This window comes from Faecalibacterium sp. An77, assembly GCF_002161315.1.
Lineage (GTDB): Bacteria > Bacillota > Clostridia > Oscillospirales > Ruminococcaceae > Faecalibacterium.
Window position 1 is genome coordinate 44140 of the sequence record NZ_NFHK01000012.1, and the last position, 12243, is coordinate 56382.

A 12243-nucleotide genomic window follows, 5' to 3' on the forward strand; every position below is an offset into this window, starting at 1 on the left:
TTCGCCGGGACGCCCGGCCCCTTCCGGGGCGGGCCCATGGATGCTGTGCGCGTGCCGGCGGGCCCCGGCCGGAGGCGTCTGCACCCGGGCGGCCCCCAGGCCATCCAGCCCCCTGCAGAGGGGATCGCATCACCCGGCGGGCGCTTTTCCGCCATCGGCACCCGGCAAAAAAAGCGCAGGCCCCGCAAAAGGCCTGCGCTCTGGAAATACTCTTTAGTCCTCGGGGGTGTCGTCCTTGGGGATGATGATGTTCAGCACGAACACAATCAGGAAGGACACCACCAGGCTGCTGCCGAAGATGTTGCGCAGCAGCTGGGGCACAAACTGGAGGATATCGGGGGCGGCGTCAATGCCCAGGCCCAGGGCCAGGGCAATGCCCACGATCATCCGGTTGCGGTAGTTCAGGGGCTGCTCATTCAGCAGCTGGATGCCCGACATGGTGATGGCGGCAAAGACGGTGACGGTGGCGCCGCCCAGAACCGGCTGGGGAATGGTAGCCATCAGGCCGCTGAACTTGGGGAAGATGCCGGCGGCCAGCATGATGACGCCGACCATGGCAAAAACCCGGCGGGCCACCACCTTGGTGGTGCAGATCAGGCCCACGTTCTGGCTGTACGGGTCGGTGGGCAGACCGCCGATGCAGGCGCCGATCATGCCGCAGATGCCCTGGCCCTTGATGGCGCCGCCCAGCTCCTGGTCGGTGCACTGACGGCCAAAGCCGCCGATGGCGGTGGAGGACACATCGCCGATGGTCTGGACCGCCTGGACCATGTACATCAGAATCATCATGATGATGGCGTCCACGTGGAACTCCAGGCCAAAGTAGAAGGGACGGGGCAGTGCAAACCAGGACGCGGTCTGCAGGTCGGTGAAGCTGACCACGCCGCCCATGGCCAGGGCCGCAATGTAGCCCACCACAATGCCGATCAGCATGCCGGAAGCCTTGATGAGGCCCTTGCCGAAGAAGTTGCAGGCCAGGGTCACCACCAGGGTCAGGAGGGCCAGGAACCAGAACTTGCCCGAGCCGAAGGTGCCGTTGGCCTGGGCCGCGCTGCCGCCGCCAATGTAGCTGATGGCGGTCTTATACAGGGACAGGCCGATGCTCATAACCACCGTGCCGCTGACGATGGGTGGGAAGAAGCGCCGGATTTTGCCGATGAACGCGCCCACAAAGATGGACACGAAACCTGCCACCAGCTGGGAGCCGAAGATGGCCGCAATGCCGTACTGCTGGCCGATGATGGTCAGGATGGGCATATAGGCGAAGGCCACGCCCATGACGTTGGGCATCTTCATGCCGAAGCCGAACACCGGGAACAGCTGCAGCAGGGTGGTGATGCCGCCGATGATCATGGCGGCCTGGGTCAGCATAATCTTCTCCTCGGCGGACAGCCCGCAGGTGCCTGCAATCAGCATGGGCGGGGTGATGTTGCCGATCAGCATGGCCAGCACATGCTGCATGGCCTGCGGGAACGCCGCACCCCAGGAGGGTTTGCCGTCGAATTTCATCAGTTCGGCGTTGGTTTGAGTGGAACTGCTCATTTGATATCCTCACTTTCCAAAGTTACTCCAAAAATACCAACAGTGGACAGTATATCCGAAAATACGCAGGAAAGCAAGGCCAAAATAGGTCATACCTATGAGTCATACTTTTCCAGATCCTGCCAATTCCCGCCTGCCGGGCCGGTTTTCCCCGGGGCGGCGGGGCCGGGATGTATCCCAGTTTTTTTCAAAAAAGCCCCGTTCCCCTCCGGTTCCCGGCCCGTCCAAAGGCCGGCACGGAAAAAACACGCTGCAAAATCAATTCCCTTCCGGCTGGGTTTTCAGCCAAAAAAATCCGCCCGTTCCGGCCGGAGACGGCACAGACAGGCGGACTCGTTTCAGATTGGGTCGGGTTCGGGGCAGCCCTTCCCCAGGGCCCGGAGCATCTCCAGATCCTCGGGACGGTCCACGTCGGCCAGTTCCTGCGGGCTGCGGGCCGGAACCAGCCGCACACGGTCAGGGTACCTCTGGATCACCGCCCCGCCCCCCTTGCCCTGGGGCAGGTGCATCAGGTCCTCGAAGGCCCAGGCCGGGAACAAAACCGGAGCCCCTGGTTTCTCCTGCCAGGCGGCCCGCCAGATGGGGCCGGGGGCGCAGGCCCCGCAAAGGGCCAGGGAGAGCACCGTTTCCCGGGTGAGAAGGGGCTGGTCTCCCGGGCAGAACAGGCAGCCGTCCAGGCCGGAACCGGCGTTCAGGGCTTCCAGACCCAGGCGCACCGTGTCGCTGCGGTGGGGCTGGCTGTGCAGAACCACCGGGACTCCCTGGGCCCGGCAGAGGTCTGCCACATCGGCGTGGCGGGTCACCACCACCCGCCGGGCAAAGAGGCCGCCGGTGACGTCCAGGGCGTACTGGACCAGAGGTTTGCCCTCCAGACCGGCCAGCAGCTTATTGCCGCCGAACCGCCGGCCCAGCCCCGAGGCCATGACCACGCAGCCCAGCTGCCCCAGGGGCTGATCCAGGTCCAGGCAGAACACATCCGGCCGGCGGCAGAGCTCCTGCAGCAGGGGCAGCTCCTGCCGGCGAACCACCGCCAGCACCCGCTTTTGATCCAGCAGAGCCCGCAGGGCGTCACAGTAGGCGGGGGACCCGGTTTCCAGATACCCCACCTCGTCCACCGAGACCCATTCCCCCGGCGCCTGTCCGGCCCGGGCCAGGGCCGCCGCCCCAAAGCCATTCAGGGCGTCCGGGTCAGGGCGCAGCCCCTCCGGGGCAACGCGCCCGATCTGCACCGTTTCACCGGCGGCGTTTTCCTTTAAAAATACCCCCTGTCCCCGCTGGACCCAGGTGGTCACCCCCGGCAGCCCCTCCGGGGCCAGGGCGTGCAGCAGGGTGGTTTTGCCGATGCCCCGGCTGCCGGTGAGGATCAGGTGGCGTTTACCGCTGCTGCGGAAAGAATTCCAGATACAGCTGGCGGTTTGCACGGATGCAGGCATCCCGATACGCTTCATACTGGGTCAGCCACTCCTTTCCTTCGGGGGTCAGGCAGCTGCCGCCGCCTGCCCGGCCGCCCGCCGTCCGGGCCGTCAGGGCAAAACCCAAGGCCTTCTCGGCGTGCTGGATCAGTTTCAGGGCCTTGGTGTAGGCCATCCCCATGGACTGGGCCGCACCCCGCAGAGACCCCGTCTCCTCCACCGCGTGGAGCAGGCGGCAGGGCCCTTCCCCAAAGAATTTCTCTCCGTCCTCATCCAGAAACAGAATCCGCGTCACCGCTCGCATGGCTGCCTCCCTTTCGCCGGCCCGCCGCCCCAAAAAGCACCGCACAGGGTCAAAATCACCCCCGGGCCGCCGGCTTTGCCGGGGGATCGCCCTCCCTGCGGGAAGGGCGCAGGCCCCGCGCCGTTGTTGTTTCAAAACTACAGCGAAATTATAACAATATCCCTTTCCAAAAGCAAGGCTTACTGTTATAATAAATGAGTATGATCGCTGAAAAACGGCTGTTTTGTCGAAAAATCGTCAGCCGTCCGTGAAAGATAAGGGAAACTGCATCATGATGAACATTCAAAACTACGTCCAGGCCCAAAGCCTGGAGGAGGCCTATCAGCTCAACCAGAAGCGGAACGCCCGCATTCTGGGCGGGATGCTCTGGACCAAGATGGAGACCGGCAATGTGGGCACCGCCATCGACCTGTGCGGTCTGGGGCTGGATGCCATCCAGGAGACCGGGGACCAGTTTTCCATCGGGGCCATGGTCACCCTGCGGCAGATCGAGCAGCACCCCGGCCTGAACGCCTACACCCACGGCATGGCCGCCCGGGCTGTTCAGGACATTGTGGGGGTCCAGTTCCGCAATATGGCCACGGTGGGCGGCAGCGTCTGGGGCCGGTTCGGCTTTTCGGACGTGCTGACTTTGCTGCTGGCCATGGACACCTCGGTGGAGCTGTACAAGGGGGGCGTCGTCCCGCTGGAAACCTTTGCCGCCATGCCCTATGACCGGGATCTGCTGGTGCGGGTCATCATCCGGAAAGCGCCGCTGGCCCTGTCGTATCAGGCCATGCGGATACAGCGCACCGACCTGCCCGTTTTGAACTGCGCTGTGGCAAACGTGAACGGAGCATACCGGGCCGTCATCGGGGCCCGCCCCGGCAAGGCCATGGTCCTGCGGGATGAAACCGGTCTGCTGGCCGGGGGCATCACTGAGGACAGCGCCCGGGCCTTTGGGGCATGGGCCGCCGAACAGGTCCCCACCGGCAGCAATGCCCGGGGCAGCGCGGCCTATCGGACCCATCTTGTCAACGTATTGGTCCGGCGCGGGGCGCTGGAGCTGGGAGGTATGTAAGGCATGGAAATCAAACTGACCCTGAACGGCCGGCCCGTCACCGGCTCCATCGACCCCGACTGCCTGCTGATCGATTTTCTGCGGGATCACGGCTGTCTGAGCGTCAAGCGGGGGTGCGACACCTCCAACTGCGGCCTGTGCACCGTCCTGATGGACGGCAAGCCCATCCTCTCCTGCTCGATGCTGGCGGCCCGGGCCGCCGGCCACAGCGTCCAGACCCTGGAGGGCCTGCAGGAGGAGGCCGCCGATTTTGTGGGCTTCATCGCCGACCAGGGCGCCGACCAGTGCGGCTTTTGCAACCCGGGCCTGGTGATGAACACCATCGCCCTGCTGCGGGAAAACCCCGACCCCACCGACGACGAGATCCGCGCCTTTCTGGCCGGCAATCTCTGCCGCTGCTCCGGCTACGACGGGCAGCTGCGGGGCATCCGCAGTTATCTGGACAGCCGCAGGGAAAAAGGAGACAGCCGCCATGGAGCATAAAGAATATCATTCCATCCACCAGCCCGTCCGCAAAAAGGACGCCATGCAGCTTTTGCTGGGCAAGCCGGTCTACACCGACGACGTCACCCCCCGGGACGCCCTGGTGGTGAAAATCCTCCGCTCGCCCCACGCCAACGCCATCGTTCAGGAGATCGACACCGCCGCCGCCCTGAAAGTGCCCGGCGTGGTGGCCATCTACACCTGGCAGGATGTGCCCCACAACCGCTTTACCATCGCGGGCCAGACCTATCCCGAGCCCTCCCCCTATGACCGCCTGATTCTGGACCGGCACGTCCGGTTCGTAGGGGATGCGGTGGCCATCGTGGCCGCCGAGACCGAGAAGGCCGCCCTGCGGGCCATGAAGATCATCAAGGTGCAGTATGAGGTCCTGGAGGCGGTGCTGGACCCCCACACCGCCCTGGACAACCCCGTCCTGGTTCACCCCGAGGAGGACTGGGTGGCCCCCTGTCCGGTGGGCGGCGACAACCGCCGCAACCTGATCGCCAGCGACACCAACAGCTCGGGCGACATCGACGCGGTGCTGGCCGGCTGCGACATCGTGCTGGACCGCACCTATCACACCAAGGCCTACAGCCAGGCCATGATGGAGACCTTCCGCACCTACACCGAGATGGACGCCTACGGGCGGCTCCACGTGGTTTCCTCCACCCAGATCGTGTTCCATGTGCGCCGGATTCTCTCCCGGGCACTGGGCCTGCCCAAGAGCCGCATCCGGGTGGAAAAGCCCCGCATCGGCGGCGGCTTCGGCGCCAAGCAGACCGCCGTCTGTGAGGTCTACCCTGCCTTTGTCACCCTCAAGACCGGCCGGCCCGCCAAGCTGATCTATACCCGTGAGGAAGCCCAGATCGCCGGCAGCCCCCGGCACGAAATGGAGATCCACGTCCGGCTGGGCGCCGACAAGGACGGCCGCATCCGCGGCATCGACCTGTATACCCTGTCCAACTCAGGCGCCTACGGCGAGCACGGCCCCACCACCGTGGGCCTGTCGGGCCACAAGTCCATCCCCCTCTACACCGGCAGCCTGGAGGCCTACCGCTTCAGCTACGACGTGGTCTACACCAACCTGCAGGCCGCGGGCGCTTACCGCGGCTACGGCGCAACCCAGGGCATCTACGCCCTGGAAACCACCGTCAACGAGCTGGCCGAGCGGCTGGGCATCGACCCCACCGTCCTGCGGGACCGGAACATGGTGCGGGAAGGGATGCAGATGCCCGCCTACTACAACGAGACCGCCAGCGCCTGCGCCCTGGACCGCTGCATGGAGCATTGCCGCCAGATCTTCCACTGGGACGAAAAGTACCCGGTGCGGGATATGGGCAACGGCAAAGTCCGGGCGGCGGGCGTCGCCATGGCCATGCAGGGCTCCTGCATCTCCAACGTGGACGTGGGTTCCGCCACCCTCAAGCTGAGCGAGGACGGCACCTATAACCTGATCATCGGCGCGGCCGACATGGGCACCGGCTGCGACACCATTCTGGCCCAGATGGCCGCTGAGTGCATGGACTGCAGCGTGGACGACATCGCCGTCTTTGGCGCCGACACCGACGCATCCCCCTATGACTCGGGCTCCTACGCCTCCTCCACCACCTACATCACCGGCAAGGCCGTGGAACAGGCCTGCGCCCAGCTCAAAACCAAAATTTGCGCCATCGCCGCCGAAATGATGGGCTGCGACGCCGGCGAGATCGTCTTTGAGGGCAAACAGGTGCGCCGCCTCTCCACCGGCCAGACCCTGACTCTGGAGGAAATCGGCTATAAGTCCCAGGTGTTCAACACCCAGGCCGCCGAGGTCACCGCCACCCATTCCTCCCCCGTCTCGCCCCCACCCTATATGGTGGGCATGGTGGAGATCGAGCTGGACAAGGAGACCGGCCAGGTCACCATCCTGGACTACATGGCGGTGGTGGACTGCGGCATCCCCATCAACCCGGCCCTGGCCCGCATCCAGACCGAGGGCGGCATCGTCCAGAGCATCGGCCACACCCTGATGGAGGACGTCCAGTACGACCACAACGGCCGGCCCATCGGCTCCTCCTTCCTGCAGTACAAGGTGCCCACCCGTCTGGACATGGGCCATCTGCGGGTGGAGTTTGAGCACAGCTATGAGCCCACCGGCCCCTTCGGCGCCAAGTCCATCGGCGAAATCGTCATCAACACCCCCGCCCCTGCTCTGACCCACGCCATCTACCGGGCCACCGGGGTCTGGCACCGGGAAATCCCCATCAGCCCCGAGAAAATCGCTCTCGGACTGGAATAACCCACCCTCAGGCCGGAAGCCGGACGACGGTTTCCGGCCTTTCTGCGTCTGTTTTTTGTTTCTCCACTTTTTTCAAAAAAGTGCTTGACAAATCACCCCCATCTCTGCTATAATAACTGACGTCGCCGGTGCACAGCACCCAAGACCGTCAAGAATATGGGGGTATAGCTCAGCTGGGAGAGCGCTTGAATGGCATTCAAGAGGTCAGCGGTTCGATCCCGCTTATCTCCACCAAGACACCTGCTTCAATCGAAGCGGGTGTTTTTTTGTTTGTGCCGCCCGCGGCGGGCGGGAATTCCCCGCCGGGCGGGAGACTTTTCCCGCCGGGCAAACCCGGCTTTTATGCGTTCGATCGCGCAAAGTCAGGGCAAATTCCCTGTTTCCCAAATTCCTGGCCCGCTTTTCCTGCGGCGCCCATCCCATGGCGAGGGGCCAACGGGAAACCTTCTGCCCTCCGCCCGGCCGCGGCGGCGTCCAGGGCCAAACCAGCCGCCGGTGCGGGGCAGAAAGCTCCAGCGGCCCCTGCGCCCCTTCACGCCTGCGCCTCTGCAAGGCCGGAAAAAAGCGCAGAAAATTCCCGCCAAAAGGACACACTTTCTCCCCCCGGCGGGCAGTGGTATCCTGAAGCCAACACATCGCGGCCCCGAGCCGCCTGAAAGGAGAGGTTTCATGGATATCACCTACATGAACGACCCACAGTATCTGCTGTGGATGGAATCCACCACCCCCGACAACGTACTGTCGGCCGAGAGCTTTTTCTATGCGCTGCAGGCTCCCGACCCGGTGATGGAACAGCGCATCCAGATGATGCGTGCCGCCGCTTTGGACCGGCACCATCTGTCCGAGGCTGATTTCAGCCGGGCTCTGCAGGACAGCCAGATTTACGCCTGCCGCTGGAGCCGCATCTCGCCCCAGCTGGCCCAGAAGATGGGGTTTGAACCCCTGGACCCCATGGAATCCCCGGACAAAAACCAGGGGCTGCCGGTCTTTCCCACCGGGGCGCTGCCGCCGGTATTGGGGGAGTATGTGCGGGCGGTGGCGGCCAGCATCCAGGTGGCGGAGGACATGGTTGCCTCCGCGGTGCTGGGGGTGTGTGCGGCGGCGGTCCAGGGGCGCTGGACGCTGGAGGTCAAGCCCGACTGGACCGAGCCGCTGAATCTCTATCTGCTGACGGTGGCCCGGCCCTCGGAGCGGAAAAGCCCCGTCCTGCGGGAGGTCACCGCCCCGCTGTACGCCTTTGAGCGGGCGGAACAGGCCCGCCGCGCCCCCGTCCTTCAGGAGGCGCAGACCCGCCGGGCGGTGCTGGAAAAGCGGATCGCCTTTCTCAGCGACAAGCTGAGCCGTGCCGCCGACCCGTCCAAGCCCTCCCCTGAGGCGGCCCAGCTGGCCCAGGCCCGGGCCCAGCTGAACGACATCCAGGAGGAGGTTCCCTATCGCCTGTTGGCCGACGACACCACCCCCGAGGCCTTTCTGTCCCTGCTGGCCCGCCACGGGGGCCGCATGGCCCTGTTCAGCGCCGAGGGCGGGCTGTTTCAGATTTTGGCGGGGCTGTATGCCTCGGGCCAGGGGGCCAACCTGGACGGCTTTTTGAAGGCCTATTCGGGGGACCCCATCCGGGTGGACCGCAAGGGCCGTTCCTCCGAACAGATCGACCATCCCGCCGCCACCCTGATGCTGATGGTTCAGCCCCAGGTGCTCCAGCAGGTCTCCCAAAACAAGGTATTCAGCGAGCGGGGCCTGCTGGCCCGGTTTCTGTACAGCCTGCCGGCATCCCTGGTGGGGCAGCGGGCTTTCGATACCCCGGGCGTCCCGCCCCAGGTGCGCCAGCGGTATGCCGGCTGCATCACCCGGCTGCTGGAGCTGTCGGTCAGCCCCGACCCTGCCCCGTCCGTCATCCGGCTGGGGGACCAGGCCCTGGCCCAAAGCCAGGCCTTCTACCACAAACTGGAACACGCCATCCCCGGCCGCCTGGCGGATATCGAATCCTGGGCGGGCAAGTTCCACGGGCAGGTGATGCGGATCGCCGGCATCCTCCACTGCGTAACCTGCCGGGAGGACGCCGCCGCTGAACTGGTATCCGGGTCCGCCATGGCGTCGGCCATCCAGATCGGGCGGTACTTTCTGGCCCACTCCATGTGGGGGCTCACCGCGGCGGGCGCCGTCAAAAGCCCCCTTTTGCTGGACGCCGGCTACGTCTGGCAGCATCTGGCCGCCGGCCGCCAGGGCAGCTACACCAAGTCGGAGGTGCTGCGGCTGTGCCGCCGGCTGAACTCAGAGCAGATCACCGCCCCCCTGGAAGAACTGATCCGCCGGGGCTATCTGCGCAGGGCGGTGGAGCCTCCCCTGACCGGAACCCGGCCGGTCACCCGCTACTGGCTCAATCCCGAGGCCCTCTGGCCTTCCGCCGGGGCCTGACCCCCGGAATGGGCGGAATCAGGGAATGACGCCCCGTTTCACACGCCATATCGTCCAAAATCCGCTTCCGCTCCCCCGGAAAGAACCCGGGAACAGAGGGAATTTCCCGCCGCCGGCATACAAAAAAACTGCTGCACAGCGTTTGCCATGCAGCAGCTTTTTTTATGAAAAGACAAGAGAGAGTATCATCAACCGCGTTTTATGCCTGCATGAAAACCGCACGCATTGCTTTGAACCCAAAGCCGTCCACAGGGGCAGCCTTGTCTCCTTACATGAACAGACGCACCAGGGCACTGAAAATGCCGCCAAGGTTGAAGTTGGCGCCCCAGTTAAAGTATTCGCCTCTCGAAACAGTATCCACGTTGGAATGGGCTGCGGTGGATGCCACCGTAGTCATCACGCCGCCGCGGCCGCTGGAAGCGCTGGTGGATGCCTGGGAGGCAACCGCCACCGTGTCGGTGTTGACGTGGTTGTTGCCCGAGCCAAAGGAAACACTCAGGCCGCTGAGCATATAGGAAATGAAGTTCAGCAGGCTCCAGGTGGTCACAGCGCCGCCCTCGATCTGCTGCATTTCGTTCTCCCCGATGACCATGTAGTGATCGGGCATCATGATTCCATCATTCTTTTTCATCTGAAAAACTCCCTTTTCTTGCAGTTATTTTGTGTTTTTTACGGTTTTGCGATATTTTCTCTTGAACTTAACACCAATCTTTACTGCAGGCCCTCCAGCAGCTGCTGGGCATAGGCCTCTGCGTCCTGCATCATGTCCTGCAGGTCTCCCTGTCCTGTAATATCCGGGATGGCCGGCATGGTCTGCTGCGACGGAGCCGCCGGCGCGGGCGCGGCCGGGGTCTGAGCCGGCGTACTCTGCTGGGCCGGAGCCGTCGGAGCAGTGGAAGAACTGCCGCCGCTGGCCTTGCTGCCGGCGCTGCCGGAGCTGGATTTGCTGGCGGCCTTGCTGCTGGCGCTGCCGCCGGAGGAACCGGTGCTGCTGGCGCTGTCCCCGGTCTGCTGGGTTTCTGTCTCGGGCATCTCTCCCGCCGCCGGCTGTTCCTGCTGATAGGCAATGCCATCCATGGCCACGCCATGGCCTGCAGGCTGTGTGTCATACCAATAGGTTCCATCCACCCAGGCAAACGCATACTGTGTATCCGAGAGTTTCTGCAGGGTGGCGCGGGTGCCCCGCTCCGCGGTATAGGCTACGCTCTGAACGCTGTCCCCCTCGTGGATGATCAAGGTCATGGCTCCGTCTTCGTAGCCGTCTGCATAGGCGCCCGCAAATTCCAGGATTCTCCCGTCGTCCAGCGGTTTGTAGTAGCTGCCGGCGCCGTTGGGCCGGTCATTGGCCCAGCTGCCGCGATACCAGCTGTTGCTTTCGGGCAGATACTGGGTTCCCTGGCCGGAGCGCTGATCCGCTTTCATCTGGCCGCAGTACACGCCGTCTGCATCCGAAACGATTCGCACGGCATCCTCGGGCAGGGCGTTCCGGATTTCTTCCCAGCCGCTGCCCAGGTCCATCAACCATCCGTTGGCGTACAGCACATCTTCGCCCGCTGCGTATTCCTGCAGGGCCACCTCGATGGTGTCGAAGTCATCCTCCTCGAACCACTCCATGATGGAGTCGTACAGTTCCACCGTGTTTTTCTGCTGCTCCACGAAACCGGGGACATCTTCAACCTGCTCCCCTGCCACCGACAGCTCCTGCAGGGCGTCCAGGCCGCCGATCACCCCTGCCTGACACCGCTCCACTGCCAGGCTGCGCAGATTGGAGCAGCCAGACAGGGGCGTATAATCCAGAACCTCGTTGCCGGACAGATCCAGCTCGGTCAGGTCCGGGTATTTGTTCAGGAAGGTCAAGTCCTGGATGTCATTGCCTGCCAGATCCAGGGCGGTCAGGTTGTCCAGCTCGGGCAGTCCGGCGCACTGGGCGCTGTCCAGGCCCGCATTCCGAATCGCCAGGACCTCCAGATTTTCCAGCTGGTCCAGCTGATCCGGGTCTTCCAGCTGCACGCCGTCCAGCTCCAGAGCCGTCAGGCCGGGCAGCCCGCCCAGCAGCTCCAGCTGATCCGCCGCCACCGTCGAGCGGGCGCCGTCTCCCATCACCGTCAGCGACTGGAGATTGGTCAGCGCCGCGATGTTTTCCCAGTCCTGGCTGTCCGGGTCCTCCACCGTCAGCGCATCGGTCTGGGAGACTTCATAGGTCTGGCCTGCAATCTGAATGGCGCCTTCCGCCCGGGGTGCGCGGAGCAGCAGCCAGCCGCCCACGCCAACGCACACCACCAGCACCGCCGCCAGGCCGATCCACACCAGCGGCAAAGGCTTTGACACAGGTTCCTGGCCGGGGTCCTCCAGGTTGTCCCACGCTTCGGGCTCCTGATCCCCGACATACTCCGTCGCCCCGTCCATGTCCATCTCATCCTGCGGGACATAGACCGTAGAGGCTTCGCCCGGCTCCGGCTTTGTGCCATACATCCCGTCAAGCGGCACATACCCTGTGGCATCTTCCTCCGTGGTCTGGCCCGGCGCAGCCGCCCAGCCGCCCCCCGAGGCATACTGCACGCCCTGGGTGAAGTCCTCCTCCCCGTCCTGGAAACCCTCCATCACAAGTTCGGTTTCATCCCCGGCGTCGTCCGCCTGCTGGTCCATCTCAGGGAACTTGTGCCCGCAGATTCTGCAGAACCTTTGTTCGTCGCTGGCCTGAGCGCCGCACTCCATACAAAATTTCATCTTGGTTTCTGTCTCCTCCCAT

General features: G+C 64.3%; 9 protein-coding genes and 1 tRNA gene. 5 read left to right on the plus strand and 5 right to left on the minus strand.

Annotated features, from left to right (window positions below; all coding sequences use genetic code 11):
* Positions 1–213: 213 nt before the first annotated feature.
* The 3 genes from B5G28_RS06145 to B5G28_RS06155 all read right to left on the minus strand — a co-directional run bounded on the left by B5G28_RS06145 (position 214) and on the right by B5G28_RS06155 (position 3258).
* The gene (locus B5G28_RS06145) at positions 214–1542 is read right to left on the minus strand and encodes a solute carrier family 23 protein (RefSeq protein WP_087246920.1); all 1329 of its coding nucleotides are present in this window, start codon (positions 1540–1542) and stop codon (positions 214–216) included.
* 338 nt (positions 1543–1880) lie between these two features.
* Positions 1881–2975 carry an NTP transferase domain-containing protein gene (locus B5G28_RS06150; protein ID WP_158099587.1) on the minus strand — a complete coding sequence of 365 codons (1095 nt, stop codon included), beginning with the start codon at positions 2973–2975 and terminating at the stop codon, positions 1881–1883.
* Complete coding sequence (locus tag B5G28_RS06155) at positions 2917–3258, minus strand: LysR family transcriptional regulator (RefSeq protein WP_087246924.1); 342 nt, start codon at positions 3256–3258, stop codon at positions 2917–2919. The genes B5G28_RS06150 and B5G28_RS06155 overlap by 59 nt, the downstream gene beginning before the upstream one ends.
* Positions 3259–3529: 271 nt before the next feature.
* On the opposite strand from B5G28_RS06155, the gene B5G28_RS06160 reads away from it, so the two are divergent.
* From B5G28_RS06160 to B5G28_RS06180, 5 genes are all read left to right on the plus strand, one after another.
* Entirely contained in the window at positions 3530–4318 is a 789-nt protein-coding gene (locus tag B5G28_RS06160) for an FAD binding domain-containing protein (protein ID WP_087246926.1), read from the plus strand.
* A 3-nt stretch (positions 4319–4321) separates the two neighbouring features.
* The gene (locus B5G28_RS06165) at positions 4322–4801 is read left to right on the plus strand and encodes a (2Fe-2S)-binding protein (RefSeq protein WP_087246928.1); all 480 of its coding nucleotides are present in this window, start codon (positions 4322–4324) and stop codon (positions 4799–4801) included.
* The gene (locus B5G28_RS06170; RefSeq protein ID WP_087246930.1) at positions 4791–7079 is read left to right on the plus strand and encodes a molybdopterin cofactor-binding domain-containing protein; all 2289 of its coding nucleotides are present in this window, start codon (positions 4791–4793) and stop codon (positions 7077–7079) included. The genes B5G28_RS06165 and B5G28_RS06170 overlap by 11 nt, the downstream gene beginning before the upstream one ends.
* Before the next feature lie 158 nt (positions 7080–7237).
* Positions 7238–7313: transfer RNA gene (locus B5G28_RS06175), tRNA-Ala, on the plus strand.
* 435 nt (positions 7314–7748) lie between these two features.
* Positions 7749–9494, plus strand: coding sequence for a YfjI family protein (locus B5G28_RS06180; protein ID WP_158099588.1), 1746 nt, complete (start codon positions 7749–7751; stop codon positions 9492–9494).
* Positions 9495–9762: 268 nt separating this feature from the next.
* Here B5G28_RS06180 and B5G28_RS06185 read toward each other — a convergent pair whose 3' ends face one another.
* Both B5G28_RS06185 and B5G28_RS15180 read right to left on the minus strand, forming a co-directional pair.
* On the minus strand, positions 9763–10125 hold the full coding sequence (locus B5G28_RS06185) for a hypothetical protein (protein ID WP_087246934.1): 363 nt from the start codon (positions 10123–10125) through the stop codon (positions 9763–9765).
* 80 nt (positions 10126–10205) lie between these two features.
* Positions 10206–12221 carry a leucine-rich repeat domain-containing protein gene (locus B5G28_RS15180; RefSeq protein WP_087246936.1) on the minus strand — a complete coding sequence of 672 codons (2016 nt, stop codon included), beginning with the start codon at positions 12219–12221 and terminating at the stop codon, positions 10206–10208.
* Positions 12222–12243 lie beyond the last annotated feature (22 nt).